Here is an 18,165-nt window from a genome sequence, read left to right on the forward strand (position 1 = left end):
GCAGGAAATATATTGGGTGAAGATGCGTTAATTCCAAATTATCCTGCAACAGAACAAGGTCAATTAGATTTTCTAAATAAATTAGCTGAAGTAATTGAAAATGCTGGCGGTGAAGGTTTAATATATTGGGAGCCAGCTTGGGTTTCTAGTAGTTGTAGTACTTTATGGGGAGAAGGTTCACATTGGGATAATGCAACCTTATTTGATCAAAATAATAAAGCAAATTTGGGAATGAAGTTTTACAATGCTTCATTAAATAAGTGAGATTAGTATCTACAACACCTTTAAATAACTTAAACGTTGTTTTACTACTTTATTTCCGCTAACATTTACTGCTATTTTCTCTAATTCAATAGAAAAAGAATACTTAGAAAACCCATCTTTCATTAAAACAATAGAATTTAAAATTAATAAGGCTTCAATTTCATCATTCGTTTCATAGAGCGCTTTTAACATTATTTCTGAAGGATTTTTAGCTTTCACAATTCCTAAAAATTCAGCAGCACGAACTTTATTTACAAGTTCTGTATCCAATATACTTATTTGCTTTATAATTGGAGTTAATTCAATTGCACTCTCACCAAAACTACTACAAACTATAAGTGCCCAATACCTCTCCCAAGGATCATTTGAATTTAAACTTTTTTTAATTGTTGATTTTGCCAATTCAAAATCTAATAACATTAAGTTGGCGATATCAATATAATTTTGAATTTCATTTTTGTGCTGTTGCCCAAACTCAACAGGATTGTTAAATGCATGTTGTATTAAATAATGTTCCGGGAAAAATGACAAATCTGGCATATCTTTTACCCAAGTAGTTAACTTTTCACGCATTTGAGTTAACGTTTCTAAAAACTTTGGATTTGTCGCCAAATTAGTTGTTTCAAAAGGATCATCTTCAACATTATACAAAAATTCAGGTTGTTTTACTTCAAAAAACGAAGTTTGAACCTTATTCAGCTTATGGTCGTTATTTAAAGTACTCCATTCTTTGTAAGCTAATTGTCTGTATCGATAATTATTCATTAATCCGTCAAAATTAAAAGGCTGATAATTTCTAACATATTTATATTTTCCTTTTCTTAAGGAACGTACCATATCATATTTTTCATCAAGTCTATCGGAATAACTATATGTTTCATCACGACTCGTGAATTCTTTAAAATCAACGTTTTTACCAAGAAAAGGTTTTCCATCTATTTCTTTCGGAATTTTAATTCCTGCAATATTTAAAACTGTAGCTCCAAAATCTATAAAACTTACAAACCCATTTGTGGTACTCCCAGATTTTTCATTTACTAAATGCTTATACTTTTCAGGAATTGAAACCACTAACGGAACGTGCAAGCCAGTTTCAGTTAAATACCCTTTACTTCCTGGTAACACACCTCCATGGTCACCAAAATAAAACACAAATGTATTTTTAAGCAAACCATCTTCTTTAAGTTGACTGATAACTTCTCCAACCTCATTATCCATTTCAACAATTTTATCTCTATAATATGCATTGGTATATTTAAATGTTTCTGTTATTGGGTGATTTGGTTGTATAAAAACTGAATCTTTATTTGTAATTGTACTTTTAGATTTCATTCTCTTTTTTGAAAAGTGCAACCTACTTTCATGTGTAGTCATAATATTGAATACATGGAAAAATGGCTGATTTTCTGCTCTATTTCTCCAACTTGCTTGTTTTGAAGATTCGTCCCAAACACTATCAGATTTAATAATATTATAATCTTCTTTGTGCTTATTTGTAGTGTAGTAACCTGCTTTACGTAAATAGGCTGGAAACATTTCTAACTCTTTAGGCATTGGTACTAGTTTGCTTTTTCTATGATAATGAGATGCTATGCGTGGTCCATAACATCCAGAAATTAATGTAGATCGTGCTGCACTACAAACAGGCGCATTTGAAAACGCACGTGTAAATACAATACCGTTTTCAGCTAATTTTTCAATATGAGGTGTTTTTACTCCATTTTCATCGAACAATTTCATATAATGTTTCGAATTATCTTCAGAAGTTATCCAAACAATATTTGGTTGTTCATTTACATTTTTAACTTTATTACAAGAACTAAATGTTAAAATTGTAATTAAAATTATTGAAAATAGATTTTTATAACACATCTAATAAAATTAATATTTTTTAATTCACAATTATCTTAAGCATCTCTTTTTTAAGACCTTCGGAAGTAAATGTAATGGTAATACTCTCTTTTGCTGCTCTAGTTGACTGAACTATAAATAGTGCTTTTCCATTAAAAGCTTTTCTTTTACTAGAATTTGCAACTGATACATCTAAAATATCACCATTATCACTTCCTATTAATTTTGCAGCTCCTTCAATTTGAATTGCTACTTCATTGCTTGCGTAAGGAACCATTGTTCCAAACTCATCTACAATAGTAACTTCAAAATGAACAACATCAGTTCCATTTGCACGTATAGAATTTATATCAGAAGTAATTTGAATACCTGTTGGTTTTCCTGCAGTTTTAAAAGTTTTAGAGGTAATTTCTTTTCCATCATTATAACCAACAACTTTTATTTCACCTTTTTGATAAGGAACATTCCAAACTAATTGATCCCCTTTATATTCTTTTTTACCTAATGAATTACCGTTTAAAAACAATTCCGATTCTTCACAATTAGTGTAAACAACCATTGGTATTTCTACACCTTCTTTTCCCGGGTGTGTCCAATGTGGCAATACATGCACCATTGGTTTATCACTCCATAAACTTTGATATAAGTAATAATGGTCTTTTGGAAAACCTGCTAAATCTATAATTCCAAAATTTGCTGTACGTGCTGGCCATGAAAAAGATTCACCTAAATAATCAAACCCAGTCCATCTAAAATTACCAATATAATAATCGTATTTTTCAACACGTTTCCAATCATCTTGAACCCCAATTCTAACAATTGAATTATCATATGAAGATTGGTATTTTTTTGTAATTCCTGTAAAAACTTCTTCCTCTGTTAAATCTTTAATTTTATACACCTTTTTCTCCATTTTTTTAAATTGCGATGGTTTTTCCCATGGAGCAGGATTGTCTTTTGTTCGATACCACGTTTTTGTACGATACACCCCACGAGTTTGTAATGTATGTGTAATTTCTGTACCAATTATTAATTTATCAGGATTCTTTTTGTGGTATTTTTCTAATGTTCCTTTAAACTCACCATGCCCATTAAAACCAGCCATATCTATATAAGGGGCACTGTAACCTCTCCCTTGTGTTATTGGACGTGTATTGTCAATTTTACGAGCAAAATCAACCAATGTTTTTTGTTCTTTTGGCTTAAATTTATGCACTTCGTTACCAACACTCCATATGACTACTGATGGATGATTTCGATCACGTTTCATAAAATCAGTTAAATCTTGTTGCCACCAATCTTTAAAATAATTACCATAATCAAATTCGGCTTTTGGATTCCACCAACCGTCAAAAGCTTCATCCATAACCATAAACCCCATGGTGTTACACAATTCATAAAATTCAGGAGAAAAAGGATTGTGCGTTGTTCTTAACGCATTACAACCCATTTCTTTTAACAACTTTAATCTTCTATACAATACATCATTTGGCACTGCAGAACCTACCGAACCTGCATCATGATGATTGCTTAGTCCTTTAAACTTTATAATTTTTCCATTTAAGAAAAAACCTTTGCTTCCTCTCATCTCAATAGAACGAATTCCGAAAGGAGTTGTATAGGTATCTGTTATTTTTCCATCCACAAGTACGTTACTTATAAGTGTATACATATTTGGTGAATCTGGCGACCATAATGCTGGGTTTTTAACCTCACAAAATTGTTCTATTTCTAAGTTTCCATCTAATTTTATTTCAGAAACTACTTTTGAAACTTCTTTTCCTGATGCATCTTTTATACTATTTTCTAGAACAACATATTGCTGTTTTCCAGTTTCATTTTTTAATCCGGTTACAATTTTTACTTCTGATAATTCTTCAGAAACTTTTGGTGTTGTCACAAAAGTACCCCACTGTGGTATGTAAACATTGCTAGTTCTTGTCAACCAAACATGTCTGTAAATTCCAGATCCTGTGTACCATCTTCCACTTGGTGCTTTAGAATGATCAACTTTTACAGCTAAAATATTTGAACCTTCTTTAATATATGGTGTTAAATCGTAGCTAAAACTTGCATAGCCGTAAGGTCTGTTTCCAAGATGTTGGCCATTAATCCAAACATCACTATTCATATATACACCATCAAATTCTATAAATACTTTTTCGTTTGCGGCTAATTTATCTATATTAATATCCTTTCTATACCAACCAATACCTGTAGGTAAAAATGCACCTGCTATTCCTGAAGGGTTTTTCTCATCGTATTCACCTTCAATACTCCAATCATGTGGTACATTTAACAAACGCCAATCTGAATCATTAAAAGTTGGTTTTTCAGCAGCAACAATATCTTTTTGAATAAATTTCCAATCAAAATCTAACGATGTTCTAGACCTAGAAACTGTATCAGTATTCGTTTTGCAACTTGCTATAAAAATTAAAAGGAATAAAAATCCAACGTGTTTAAAATTCATAATATGTTTCTTACAATTAATTTGATTTTTTTCTTTCTTTTGTTTTATCATAATCGATGTTCTTTATTGGCATTTGTGCTTCAATTTTTGTTCTCCAATGATTTAATTTTTGTTTTAGATCAGCAGCTTTTGAAGGATTATTTAATGTCAAATTTTTTGTTTCACCAATATCTTCTGAAAGGTGGTACAATTCAAGTTTATTTTCTTCTAAATTTTCTATTAGCTTCCAATCACCTTCTCTAATTGCGCTGTAAGGTACTGCTCCTTCTTGGTGATAATGCGGGTAATGCCAATACAGAGCATTTCGTTTTATTTCTTTTTCTTCTAAAATTAGTGGTATTAAACTAATCCCATCAATTGGTGTAATAGTTTTAATGTGTAGCAAATCAGTTATTGAAGCAAAAACGTCCATCGTAATTGTTGGAGTTGTATTGACACTTCCTTTTGTAATCAATTTTGGTGCATAAATAATCATTGGCACCTTAACACCACCTTCATAAATAGATCCTTTTCCATCTCTAAGCGGTGCATTTGAAGTCACTTTTGTTAATCCTCCATTATCGCTCATAAAAAAGATAATGGTATTGTTTATTTTTCCTGTTTCTTCTAAATTTTGAAGAAATCGTTTCAAGCTTTCATCAACACTATCAATCATAGCAGCATAAATTGGGTTTTGATGCGGATTGTTAGTTTCAATTTTATTTTTATACTTATCAATAACCTGTTGTTTAGCTTCTAATTTAGTATGCACTGCATAATGTGAAAAGTATAAGAAAAAAGGTGCTTCTTTTGTTCCATTCATAAATTGAATAGCTTCATCAGTTAATCTATCCGTAAGATATTCTCCTTTTGGACCATCCGTTAATCTTGGGTTGTGGTACGGACTAAAATAATGTCCTCTCGGTCCACCTTTTGCATATCCACCTTTGTTAATATCAAATCCTTGGTGTTTTGGCCAATATGTACTCTCTTCTCCTAAATGCCATTTTCCAATATTGGCTGTTGTATATCCTTTATCTTTAAGATATTCAGGTAGTGTAATTTCATTAGGGTCCAAATATTTTTTCCACTGTGGAACTTTTAGTTGTGCCCACGGAAAATTATGCCCGGCAATCCAATCTGTTACTTTAGTTCTTGCAGGGTATTTTCCGGTCATTATTGCAGCTCTTGTTGGAGAACAAACTGAACTTGCACTATATGCGTTTGTAAAACGTATTCCGTTAGTGGCAATTTTATCAATGGCTGGTGTTTCATAAAAGTCACTACCGTAACTTCCCAAATCTGTCCAACCTAAATCATCTACCATAAAAATAATGATATTCGGCTTATTCGTAAATTCAAAAGTTGTTGATTTACATGAATAAACAGTTATCAACATTAAATTAAGTAATATACTAATAATTGGATTTCTCATTTAAAATTATGCTAGTTTTCAAGTATTTTAAAATCAAACTTATATGCTTCTGAAGGTGTTCTAGCTTCTCTCATAATTTGAGCAAGTTCTGCTACAACTTCTGGAAATTCATTCGCTATATTAGTTGTTTCACTTGGGTCACTCTCTAAATTGTACAACTCAATTTTTCTGTTTACATTTTTTAATGCATTGTATTTTACAGCTTTCCAATTGTCTTTTCTCACTGCAATTCTCCCTCCTTTGTAATTATATTCCCAATATAAATATTCGTGTTTTTCTTGTGTGTCTTTATTCAATAAAGAAGGAAGATAAGAAATCCCATCAATATTTTTAGGCTTATCAACTCCTATAATTTCAGCAACTGTTGGCATAAAATCCCAAAATGCAGAAATATGATTTGTACTAGAACCTTCTTTAATTTTCCCTGGCCATTTTGTAATCATTGGTACACGAATACCTCCTTCATACAAATCTTGTTTTATACCTCTAAAAGAACCGTTACTATTAAAATATAAAGGATCTGCACCACCTGCTTTATGTGGTCCATTATCTGAGGTAAATACTACAATTGTGTTATCTGAAATTCCTAATTCTTCTAATTTTAAAACTATTTCTCCTACTTGTTTATCTAACAATGTAATCATAGCAGCATAGGCTGCATGTCCATTTTCTTGAGACCTATAACCTCCTGCTTTGTATTTTTCTCCACGATCTTTTCCTTTGTAACTTTTTTCAGGTAAAAATTTTCCTTTAAACTCATCTATATTTTCTTGAGGTAGCAACAATTCAGCATGTGGCAATGCAGATGCATAATACATAAAGAAAGGCTTATCTTTATTAATCTCCATAAATTTAATTGCCTCATCGTGTATTAAATATGGAGCATATTGATTATGTTGAAATCCTTTGTTCCCTTCTAATATAATTTTTTTTTGATTGTGCCAAAGGTGATATGGGTAATAACTATGTGCCAAACGCTGACAGTTATATCCATAAAACTCATCAAAACCTTGATTATTTGCATCTCCTGTAGAAGCTGGAAACCCAAGTCCCCATTTACCAAAAACACCTGTAGTGTACCCATGTTCTTTAAGTAGTTCTGCAACTGTATAACTCTCTGCTGGCATTGGTAATTGTCCTTCTGGTCTCACTTCCTGATTTCCTCTAATTGGTGTATTACCCGTATGCTGGCCTGTCATTAATGTAGATCTTGAAGGTGCGCAAACTGTTGAACCTGAATAATGTTGCGTAAAAACCATTCCTTGCTTGGCTAACTGATCAATATTTGGAGTTTTAAATTTTTTTTGACCTAAATAACTCACATCTCCATACCCTAAATCATCTGCTAAAATATAAACAATGTTTGGTGTTGTGCTTGTTTCTTTAAGCGCCTCTTTTTTTGAGGTGCTTTTACAAGAAGAAACAATTAATAATAATGCAACTGTAAATACCGAAACGAAATTTGATATTTTCATAACTAAATTTTAATCAACATTTAAAAAGGTTGGTGATGCAAATTTATACACTTCTGAAGGAGTTCTTGCATCAATCATAATTTGAGCCAGTTCTTTTACAACTGTGGGAAATTCTTTAGCAATGTTATGCTCCTCACTTGGATCTTTAGATAAATCGTATAATTCAACTTTTCTATTTGGGTTTTTTAACACATTGTACCTTACAGCTTTCCAATTGTCTTTTCTAACTGCAATACGACCGCCTTTTTCGTGAAATTCCCAATATAAATATTCGTGCTTTTTTTGAATTCCTTCAGCTAATAAAGAAGGAAGAAATGATATTCCATCACTATTTTCTGGGTTTTTAGCACCTACTATTTCAGCAACTGTTGGCATAAAATCCCAAAATGCTGAAATATGATTTGTACTTGAACCTTCTTTAATTTTTCCTGGCCATTTTACAACCATAGGCACATGAATACCACCTTCATACAAATCCCGTTTAACACCTCTAAAAGGTCCGTTACTATTAAAATATGTTGGATCAGCACCGCCTTCTTGATGTGGGCCATTATCAGAAGTAAAAATAACCATCGTATTATCAGCAATACCCAATTCTTCAAGTTTTTTATTTAGTTCTCCAAGCTGTGTGTCTAACAACGTAATCATTGCTGCAAACGCGGCATGTGAATTTTCTTGAGAACCGTAACCTCCTGCTTTGTATTTTTCACCACTATCTACTCCTTTATAACTCTTTTCTGGAAGCAATTTTCCTTTAAACTCATCGATGTTTTCTTGAGGTAACAATAATTCTGCGTGTGGCAATGCTGAAGCATAAAACAAGAAAAAAGGTTTTTCTTTATTCATTTCCATAAATTTTAATGCTTCATTATGCATTAAAGTAGGTGCATATTGATTTTCTTCAGTGCCTTGATTTCCCTCTAAAACTATTTTTTCTTGATTGTGCCAAAGGTGATACGGATAATAGTTATGCGCTAAACGTTGACAATTATATCCATAAAACTCATCAAAACCTTGATTGTTGGCATCGCCCTCTGAACCTGGAAATCCAAGTCCCCATTTTCCAAAAACACCTGTTGTATAGCCGTTATCTTTCAACAACTCAGCAACAGTAAAACTTTCTGAAGGCATTGGGTATTGACCTTCAGGCCTTACCTCTTTATTTCCACGAATTGGTGTGTGCCCAGTGTGTTGCCCTGTCATTAAAGCTGATCTAGAAGGTGCACAAACAGTTGAACCTGAATAATGTTGGGCAAAAACCATTCCTTGCGCTGCTAATTTATCAATATTAGGCGTTTCAAATTTATTTTGACCTAAATAGCTTACATCTCCATAGCCTAAATCATCTGCTAAAATATAAACGATATTTGGAAGTATTTTCTCTTCTTTTGTTACTTCTTGTTTTAATGTATTCTTACAAGAAGAAACGAAAAATAATAGTGCTATTATTGAAATGATTGTAAATTTATTCATGATAATTTATTTTTTTATTTTGATGTAACTACAACTTTACCTAAAGATAACCCTTCAGAAGTAGCCTCAATTTGAATTGCTCCTTTTTCTCCTTTTTCACTTTTTATAATTAACATACAAAGACCGTTAAACGCTTTTCTATAATCTGCCTGAAAAGGCTCTAATGTTGCGGCATTCCCATTTCCTACAGCTGCAATGGTTCCTGGTCCAGTTATTTTAAATTTTACTAAATTATCTGCTAACGGACAAAAATTACCGTTTTTATCTTCAATCTTAATGGTTATAAAAGATAAATCTTTACCATCTGCAGAAATGGTACTTCTGTCTGGATTTAATTTAATTTGTGCAGGTTTACTAGCTGTTTTTATTATTTTTGAAGCTACCTCAACATTGTTATTATAAGCCACAATTTTTAGTTCTCCGGGCTCATATTTCACATTCCAGTTTAAACGATATGGTGAGTCCCAAGTGGTTTCTGGTCGTTTCCACCAATTGAAATTAATAGGTAAGGTCGTTTTATCTATACCCATTGTTTTTCTTCCAAGCGATTTTCCATTTAAAAATAATTCAGCTTCCTCGCAATTTGAGTATGCATACACAGGAATTTTTTCAACATTTTGCTCCTCCCAATTCCAATGCGGTAAAATATGCACCATCGGTTTTTTAGTCCACACACTTTGGTATAAATAAAACCTGTCCTTTGGAAACCCGCATAAGTCAACTGTTCCAAAATATGAACTACGTGAAGGCCAATCGCCAGACCAGTTTCCATGCGTATGGTTATCTCTGCCTCCGTATGGTGTTGGCTCTCCCAAATAATCAAAACCAGTCCAGACAAATTCTCCTAATGATTTTGTCATTGTTTCTTGTGCATTAAACTCAATGTCAGGAGCATATGCCCAAGGCGGACTTATAATATCATAGCTAGATACTTGTAAAGATTCATGTTTGTTATATTTCTCTAATGGTAAATGATATACCCCTCTAGAACTTACACATGATGATGTTTCAGCACCATAAACAATCCAATCTGGATGTTTTTTTAATAAATTATTATATTGTGTTGGTTTGTAATTAAACCCAACAATATCAATTGCAGCTGCTAAACCATTTTTAACACTATGTGGATATGCGTTAAAACCAGCAGTAACAGGTCTAGTTATATCTTCTTCATGGCAGATATCTGTTAACATTTTTGCGATTTTACCACCATTTTTATGACGTTGTTCGTTCATTTCATTACCAATACTCCACATCACTACAGAAGGGTGATTACGATCCCTTTTAAGCATATCTCTTAAATCTTTTTCATGCCACTCATCCCAATATTTATTGTAATCATTTTCTACTTTTGGTATTTTCCAACCATCAAAAGCTTCAGCAATAACTAAGATTCCCATTTTATCGCACAATTCTAATTGTTCAGGCGAAGTTGGATTATGACTTGTACGTATGGCATTTATACCCATTTCTTTCATAATCTCAAGCTGCCGTTGGGTAGCTCTATAATTAACAGCTGAACCTAAAGGCCCTAAATCATGATGTAAGCAAACACCTCTAAATCGCTCTTTTCTTCCGTTCAAAACAAAGCCTTCTTCACTTGTAAATTCAATAGTTCTTATCCCAAAAGTTGTGTTGTACGTATCTATTGAAACTCCATTTTTTTTAAGAACTGTTTTAACTGAATATAAATACGGATTGTCTAAATCCCATCTGTTCGGGTTTTCTACACTTAAGTTTTGTTCAATTTTTTTAGTGTTTTTATCTGTAATTTTAAATTCTGAAGAAGTTGATGCAACTTGTACACCTAATGCATCTACTACAGAAGTTTCTAATTCAAATTTCCCAGAATTTAATTCTTTACTATTAATTGTAGTTTCAACTTTTACAGTTGCCGCAGCATCTGTAATTTTTGGAGTAGTAACGTACGTTCCTTTAAAAGCTACATGAGTTGGGTTTTTAACCTCCATTCTTACATTTCTATAAATACCTGCTCCAGGATACCAACGTGAAGAATAATTTTCAGGAGCTACTTTTACAGCCAAAACATTGTCTTCATTGTATTTTAAATACGGTGTTAAATCTACTTGAAACCCAATATAACCGTATGGTCTTTCACCTATTTTTTTCCCATTTAAGTAGATTGTAGAATTACTCATAATTCCGTCAAATTCTACTGTAATTATCTTACCTTTTAATGAATCATTTACATTAAAATGTTTTCTATACCATGCTTCTCCAAAAAATGGAAGCCCTCCACTTCTTGCGTTATTTTCTTTTGCAAAAGGACCTTCAATTGCCCAATCATGTGGCACGTCTAAAACTCTCCAAGAAGAATCATCAAAAGTTGGATTTTCAGCACCTGAAATTTTACCTTTTGTAAAAAACCAATTTTCGTTAAAAGAAGTAACTGTTCTTTCTTGAGGTTGCGTACAAGAAACTAAACCAATTATATAGAGAAGTAAATAGCTGTATTTTTTCATTTTTAGGTTATTTGAAAATTATTCTGATAAATTTAATTACAATCACAAGTATCTTTGTTATTTAATATGGTTACAGATAAAGGTTCTAAAGTAATAGTTACAGTATCATCTAAAGATACATTAACATCTGCTACATTTTCAATTGTTGGGGAAATATCATCATAAGTGGTACCCTTAAATTCTTTACGAGAGAATGTAGTTGTGTTTGCAGGTAATTGATTTAGCTGCACAACTACATTTTGAGTAACATTACTTTTGTTCATAAAAAACACACAATATTTTGTGTCATCGTTATTTATGGAGGCAAATGTTCTAATGTAATTTACAGATTGTGTTGTTTGTACAAGGTTTTCTAGCATGTTTTCATTTACCAATTTTACAATTTCTGCAGTTGGTTTACGTGTATTATTGTCTACACGAAGTAAAAGGCCAACATCTTTGATAGCATCATCGATTGGAGTTTCTCCACTATTCCAAGGAGAATGCGTCCCCCAAAAATACGAATAAGAAACATTGCTTAATTGTATTTGATTCATTAAAACTTCAAACCACCAAAGCGCTTTATACGTATTATTAATGCTTCCAAAACCATCTTTTGCAGGCGTTACACCTGTTTCGGTAACCAATATTTCCATAGTAGGTTTTGAAGAGTTTAATACTGCATTCTGTATACCAGTCACATTTGGAATGTAACTTTCTGTATTCTCTTTCCACAAGTCATATGTTGCACAAGTTTCAGTAAATGAATACATATATTGATGGGCAGATATAAAATCAATTAAATTTGGATAAGTATCAATAATTGTATTAAAATAGCCAATACTTGATAGAATTCCAGGCCCAACTTTTATTGTTGAATCCTCGTCTTTCATTGCGGTTACCATTGCTACATAATGGCTAATGTATTCATCTTTTGTAAATACTCTTGAGTTGACATGTTCAACTTCATTACCAATTTGCCAATAAGCTACATTGTAGTTTTTATCATTTGCATACTTAATCCATTCAACAGCTGAATCTATTAAATCTTGAGCAGTTGGACCTCCTGTGTATTCTGAAGACTGAATGTTTACAACTACTAGTGGTGTAATATTTAAATCTTGACAAATACTCATATATTCATCAAAATCCATCGCTTTTATAAAAGTACCATCTAAGTTTGTAGCCCAAGTCCAATTTCCTGGATTTTTACTAGTTGATGCAACCTTCGGGTTTAAGTTTCCTATAGGTTTTGTGCTATCAAAAGGCGCGGTGTCCCATAAATAATTTTCAGCCAAAGCTCCGTACGGAAACCTTAAAGATTTCACACCTAATTCTGCAAGTGCCGTTCTCATAGATTGGGTTGAGTTAGGGGTTGGTAAATCAGAATCTAATAGCCAACATAAGTTTGCAGAAGCAACTCCATTATTAATTCCGGTTTTCATATTTGTACCAAAATCTATTGTTATGTTTTGTCCTAAAACAGTTCCAATAAATATGAAAAAAAAGAATGTAATTATTATTTTATGTCTCACCTATAAAGTTTTATTTCTTTATCAATTTAAGCTTTACTTTTCCAACCTCAGCAAATCCACTCTCTGTAAATGCAGTAAAGAAAACAGTATAAAAACCATCATTTTCTGGAATCAGACAAAGAGGTGTACGTACAGTTGTCCACCATTTTTTTGTATAAGGTGCAAGTTTAATAAATCGAGCTTCTTCCCAAATAAGTCCATCTTTAGAAAATGAATATCCAAAACTTCCTTTACTAGAATCTAATAATGCTACATACATTCCATTATCAAGTTTTGTAATTACTGGATTTTCAGCAAATTTTTCATGAAATTTAACAAGACCTTTCTCTGTTAGTTTTTCCCACGGACCAGCTAATTTAACAGCTGTTGCCATTGTTAAGTTATGTTTTGGATATTTTGTATTTCTATTACTTTGTGTTTGAGCACTTCCATAAAAAGCATACCAATTATTCTCAACTTGGTAACCGAAAAAAGAATCGTTGCCTTGCAAACCTACCCAATCTCCATCTTTTGAATCGGGTTCAAGAACAAATCCTGCATTTTTATAAGGGCCTTGTAAACCATCATAGCCAGGAGATTCTGAAAATGCTCTTGCGATTCTTCCTTCATAATTTAAATACCAACCTGTAGAATCATTTGGTTTTGAACGGTAAGCAACATAAAAAATATTCCATCGGTCTTCATCTTTATTAAAATAAGGCATTGGTGCCCATAAGGAAGCGTACTTATCTTCACCAGTAAAATTTCCACTTGACTCAAAAATGGTTGACAAGCGTTCCCAATTAATTCCATCTTTACTTTTCCAATTAGCCAAACGCATCTTTACTAATCTTGGTTTTCCAAAACGTTCAGCAGTAAAAAGGTGGTATTCATTTTTGTAACGAATGACTGTTCCTCCTTCAAAACCGTACTTATTATCTTGCGTGTTAGAATCACCTTTTTTGATGACAGGACCTTCATGTACATCTTCAACTTCTAAAGAATATTCAAAATCCTGAGCAAATAAACCTGAAAAGGAAAATGCAAAACATAAAGTAACGAAAATCGTTTTCATTTTTTTCATGAAGCTTTCTTTAAATATTAATTTAAAAGGGCTAAAACTATCGTGTTTTACCCTTTTAAGTAAAATCATAAAACCCATTATTTATGATTTTTAAACCTAATTGTTTAAAAATGTAACTGATAGTGGAGGTAATGTAATTCTAACTGTTTTTTCTAAAACGGATACATTACCAGCTTCTTCAATTAAAGGGTTTCTGTCTTCAGGATTAGTTCCTTTAAATTCTTTTCTTGTAAAATGGTTTACTGAATTAGGTAAGTTGTTAAGTTGTAATATAACTTCTTCAGGTTCATTATTTCTATTCATTAAGAAAATAGTATGTTTTGTTCCTTCATCATTAACACCTGCGTATGTTTTTATATAACCTGAAAATTCACCTGTAGTAGTTTTAACCAAGTTATCTAACATATTTTCATTTACTAATTTTATAATTTCAGCAGTTGGTTTACGAGAATTATTATCTAATCTCAGTAAAACACCAACATCTTTATCTAGGTTATCAACTGGTTGCTGTCCATCATTCCAAGGAGAGTGTGTTCCCCAAAAATAAGAATACGCCACATTTTTGCGCCCAATTTCAGTCATTAATACATCAAACCACCAAAGTGCTTTATACGTATTACTTACAAATCCTATGTCGTTTACACCAGTAGTTACCCCCGTTTCTGTTATAACAATTTCCATGGTTGGCTTGACTGATTTAGCTACTGCATTTTGTATAGTGAATACATTTGGAACAAAGTTGCTATCATCTTCTTTCCATAAATCATAATTTGCACTTGTATTTATAAAAGAGAACATGTATTGGTGTGCTGAAACAAAATCAATTAAATCTGGAGTTGAAGTTATAATTGCATTGAAATAATCAGGAGCATTTAAAAGCCCAGGTCCCACTTTAATAGTAGGGTCTTCAGCCTTCATAGCTGTTACCATTTCTTGATATCTACTTACATATAAATTTAAACTATTTAGGCCGCTATTATGATCTACTTCATTTCCTATTTGCCAATAGGCAACATCATAATTTTTTGCTTTGGCATATTTTACCCATTCTACGGCAGATGTTACTAACTCTTCAGGTGTTGGACCTCCATTAAATGTTGATGACTGAATACTAACTACAACTAATGGTTTAATTTCTAAATCTTGACAAATATCCATATACTCATCAAAGTCCATTGCTTTTTTGAAAGTGCCATCTGGGTTTGTTGCCCAAGACCACGTACCAACATTTGTATTTGTAGAAGCAACTTTTGGGTTTAATTGCCCAATAGGTTTTTCACTATCAAAAGGTGCTGTATCCCATAAGTAATTTTCAGCTAATGCACCATATGGAAACCTTAAAGAACCAACTCCTAATTCTTTAAGAGCACTTCTCATAGATTGTGTTGGGTTGGCTGTAGGTAAATCAGAATCTAATAACCAACATAAATTTGCAGCTGCAACTCCTTTGTTAATTCCTGTTTTTAATGCTGTATCAAAGTCAATGGTAATACTACTTTTTGGATATGTAGTAAATTCATCACTCGTAGTTTTATTATCACACCCAATTAGGGTTAACAATAGTAAACTTATAATTATACTATTCTTCATTTTTTTATTTTTTAGTGTTGGCAACTAGCTATTAAATTCAAAATAACAAGTTGCCATTAATTAACTAAATCAATTTTCAATATTAATTTGCCTTTACAATTCTAAAATTTCTTAAATAATATGGGTTTGTTGTTGCAACTCCATTTGAAAACTTAATGCTTATACCATCTATTTCAGTTGTTGCTACATCTCCAGTGTGAATTCCTCCAATTTCTTTAATACTCATGGTAACTGTATGCCAAGCATTTGGACTAGGAATATGCCCTGAATAAGTTTCATATACTCCAGATCTATCATTTTTAAATTTTGAAAAATTTATTAAATAAAAATCAAAATCCAAATCTCCAACAAAGGATGGGTCAGGAGTATTGTCATAATAAATATCAAATTGATAAACTCTTTTATCAGCATCAACATCATCAATAAATACATCTGGAATAGGTGTTCCAAAGTAAAGTATTGTATTAGGTGCAAATGCGGCATGTTTTGTTACTCTTAGTGCTTTTCCTCCTTCGGGAGCATCAGCATTCACTTGGTAAGCTCCATCAAATCTTTCTTGTGTATTTCTAAAAAGGCCTCTAAGTGTATATGAATCTATTTCGTGATCTCCTGTTGATGTAACTCTAGCAGCAAAATTTCCACCTCCTTGGGTATCCATTGGTTCATCAATTAATTCTTCTAATACGCCACCCATATCCGAAATTGTAAAAATAGGAGGGAGCCTTCCTTCAGCTTTCATTGTAATTTCTCTACTTTCAGTTGTTTGTCCATCTTGGTCAACCACTGTAAAAAGTACTGTGCTAAATTCTACATCAGGCATTACATAAGTATATGCAACGTTTTCACGTAGTTGTCCGTACCTAGATGTATGAACTTGTTCACCATTTACTAATAAACCTCCTAAACCGCCTTCAGCCTCTAAGAGTAGTGAAAACACAAAGCCATCTTCAACTCTAATTGGAATAAGGTCAGGTAGTTCATCATTAAAGGTAATTGTTGGTACAGGATAGCTTTCCAACCTAATTTCACGTGTTGGTTCAGGTTCTTCACATCCAAAAAACAACAATGCCGGAAGTAAGAATAAATAAGTTATTTTTAATATTTTATGTTTCATCTTTGTCAATTTTATAGTTAAAGATAGTGTTGACTAATTGTTTATTAATACCCAAAATTTTGGTTTAAATTTTTATTTATTTCCATTGCTTTAAAAGGAATAGGGTATAAATAATTTCTTGCTGTAGGGTATTGATAACCTGATTTATGCCCTAAAGAATTTTCAACTTCTAGTAAAACACCTAATCTTGTATAATCAAACCATCCATGACCTTCTACACAAAGTTCCCATTTTCTTTCTTGAAGAATTTTATTTCTTAAAGTTGTTTGTCCAACATTTGACAGAATTGTAAGACCTGCTCTTGTTCTCACTTCGTTTATTCCCCATAGTACATTTCCATCACCAACTTCGTTTAAAGCTTCTGAATACATTAAAAGTACATCAGAATAGCGTATTACAGGGAAATTCATTCCATAATCCCATTCATCTACAGCAGAAAAATTTGGATCTGGACCTTCTTGTATGTCACTTAAATATTTTCTCACGTGAGGTACTGTTAATGGAGATTGTGGGTAAGAAACTGTTGCTCCATTACGGTCAATATATGATGTCATAAAACTTGCATCTCTTCTTGTATCACTACTTCCATACGAATTGTAAAACTCTATTGGAACACCACCAGATTTAAATTCGGCTAAAGAAATACCTGCTCCTTTTGGTACCCATTTTGGACCAAATGAATTTCCTTCTCCTTCATTTGCTCCAGCACCTGTACCTGCTAAGTATTGAATTGCAAATATTATTTCTTTTCCATTTTCATTATCTGGAGAAAATACATCTTCAAAATTAGCTTCTAAACTGTATGCATTTCCATCAATAACTTCTTTTAACTTATCAGCAGCTAATTGATAATACATTGGGTCGCCAGTTTCTAAAATACCAGTTTCGTGATTTAAATAATTACCAGACCTTGTTAAATATACTTTCCCTAGTATTGATTTTGCGGCTCCTGATGTTGCTCTACCAACTTCTTCTTGTACAATTGGAAGATAGGTTTCTGCAAATTGTAAATCTTCAATAATTTGATCGTATACTTCATCTCTAGTAACTTGACTATTAAATTGGTTTTCATCAATTGAAGTTGTCTCTTTAGTAATTAATGGAATATGTCCAAAATAACGTACTAAATTAAAGTAATTTAAACCTCTTATAAATTTAGCTTCACCAATAATTCTATTTTTAATTTCTTCGTTTAAATCCATTTCTGTAACTCTATCAATTACAGAATTTGCTCTATTATTAACTACCCAAGCTTTTTTCCATAAAGGATAAATCTTATTTCCTTCATCATTTTCATAAGTGAATCTATCAAATGGATCTTTCCAAAAACCAATAACTATTTCTGTAGTAAAATCACTCATATGCCAAACGTTGTTAGCATAATAATCTTTTGATTGAAGCCCATCATAAACACCATTTAATGCTGACATTGCATCTTTCTCTGTCTTGTA

12 protein-coding genes are annotated in these 18,165 nt (G+C 32.2%); 1 reads left to right on the forward strand and 11 read right to left on the reverse strand.

Annotated elements, in window-relative coordinates; translation table 11 throughout:
• Positions 1–264, forward strand: a 264-nt coding sequence (locus GQ540_RS05465) for a glycosyl hydrolase 53 family protein (protein ID WP_291798489.1), incomplete at its 5' end; no start/stop codon positions are given.
• Between the two features lie 9 nt (positions 265–273).
• On the opposite strand, the gene GQ540_RS05470 is transcribed toward GQ540_RS05465, so the two are convergent.
• The 11 genes from GQ540_RS05470 to GQ540_RS05520 all read right to left on the reverse strand — a co-directional run.
• Positions 274–2,136, reverse strand: coding sequence for a sulfatase (locus GQ540_RS05470; RefSeq protein WP_291798492.1), 1,863 nt, complete (start codon positions 2,134–2,136; stop codon positions 274–276).
• Positions 2,137–2,155: 19 nt separating this feature from the next.
• Complete coding sequence (locus GQ540_RS05475; RefSeq protein WP_291798495.1) at positions 2,156–4,588, reverse strand: sugar-binding domain-containing protein; 2,433 nt, start codon at positions 4,586–4,588, stop codon at positions 2,156–2,158.
• Positions 4,589–4,604: 16 nt separating this feature from the next.
• A complete protein-coding gene (locus GQ540_RS05480; RefSeq protein WP_291798497.1) occupies positions 4,605–6,002 on the reverse strand; it encodes a sulfatase in 1,398 nt (465 codons plus the stop codon).
• 11 nt (positions 6,003–6,013) lie between these two features.
• Complete coding sequence (locus tag GQ540_RS05485) at positions 6,014–7,477, reverse strand: arylsulfatase (protein WP_291798500.1); 1,464 nt, start codon at positions 7,475–7,477, stop codon at positions 6,014–6,016.
• 9 nt (positions 7,478–7,486) lie between these two features.
• The gene (locus GQ540_RS05490) at positions 7,487–8,950 is read right to left on the reverse strand and encodes an arylsulfatase (RefSeq protein ID WP_291798504.1); all 1,464 of its coding nucleotides are present in this window, start codon (positions 8,948–8,950) and stop codon (positions 7,487–7,489) included.
• A gap of 14 nt (positions 8,951–8,964) precedes the next feature.
• A complete protein-coding gene (gene galB / locus GQ540_RS05495) occupies positions 8,965–11,433 on the reverse strand; it encodes a beta-galactosidase GalB (RefSeq protein WP_291798507.1) in 2,469 nt (822 codons plus the stop codon).
• A 32-nt stretch (positions 11,434–11,465) separates the two neighbouring features.
• Positions 11,466–12,947, reverse strand: a complete 1,482-nt coding sequence (locus GQ540_RS05500; protein ID WP_291798509.1) for a hypothetical protein — start codon at positions 12,945–12,947, stop codon at positions 11,466–11,468.
• Positions 12,948–12,957: 10 nt separating this feature from the next.
• A complete protein-coding gene (locus GQ540_RS05505) occupies positions 12,958–14,001 on the reverse strand; it encodes a hypothetical protein (protein WP_291798511.1) in 1,044 nt (347 codons plus the stop codon).
• Positions 14,002–14,106: 105 nt separating this feature from the next.
• Entirely contained in the window at positions 14,107–15,600 is a 1,494-nt protein-coding gene (locus GQ540_RS05510) for a hypothetical protein (protein WP_291798513.1), read from the reverse strand.
• 82 nt (positions 15,601–15,682) lie between these two features.
• On the reverse strand, positions 15,683–16,714 hold the full coding sequence (locus GQ540_RS05515) for a hypothetical protein (protein ID WP_291798515.1): 1,032 nt from the start codon (positions 16,712–16,714) through the stop codon (positions 15,683–15,685).
• A 44-nt stretch (positions 16,715–16,758) separates the two neighbouring features.
• Positions 16,759–18,165: RagB/SusD family nutrient uptake outer membrane protein (locus tag GQ540_RS05520; protein WP_291798518.1), on the reverse strand; the 1,407-nt coding region annotated here is incomplete at its 5' end.

Source organism: Lutibacter sp., from assembly GCF_013139515.1.
Taxonomy (GTDB): Bacteria; Bacteroidota; Bacteroidia; order Flavobacteriales; family Flavobacteriaceae; genus Lutibacter.

What these genes read in the sequence shown, in the direction of transcription:
- GQ540_RS05470 (WP_291798492.1), bottom strand. Translation starts at nt 2,136, where the DNA reads ATGTGTTATAAAAATCTATTTTCAATAATTTTAATTACAATTTTAACA.
- GQ540_RS05475 (WP_291798495.1), bottom strand. Translation starts at nt 4,588, where the DNA reads ATGAATTTTAAACACGTTGGATTTTTATTCCTTTTAATTTTTATAGCA.
- GQ540_RS05480 (WP_291798497.1), bottom strand. Translation starts at nt 6,002, where the DNA reads ATGAGAAATCCAATTATTAGTATATTACTTAATTTAATGTTGATAACT.
- GQ540_RS05485 (WP_291798500.1), bottom strand. Translation starts at nt 7,477, where the DNA reads ATGAAAATATCAAATTTCGTTTCGGTATTTACAGTTGCATTATTATTA.
- GQ540_RS05490 (WP_291798504.1), bottom strand. Translation starts at nt 8,950, where the DNA reads ATGAATAAATTTACAATCATTTCAATAATAGCACTATTATTTTTCGTT.
- galB (WP_291798507.1), bottom strand. Translation starts at nt 11,433, where the DNA reads ATGAAAAAATACAGCTATTTACTTCTCTATATAATTGGTTTAGTTTCT.
- GQ540_RS05505 (WP_291798511.1), bottom strand. Translation starts at nt 14,001, where the DNA reads ATGAAAACGATTTTCGTTACTTTATGTTTTGCATTTTCCTTTTCAGGT.
- GQ540_RS05510 (WP_291798513.1), bottom strand. Translation starts at nt 15,600, where the DNA reads ATGAAGAATAGTATAATTATAAGTTTACTATTGTTAACCCTAATTGGG.
- GQ540_RS05515 (WP_291798515.1), bottom strand. Translation starts at nt 16,714, where the DNA reads ATGAAACATAAAATATTAAAAATAACTTATTTATTCTTACTTCCGGCA.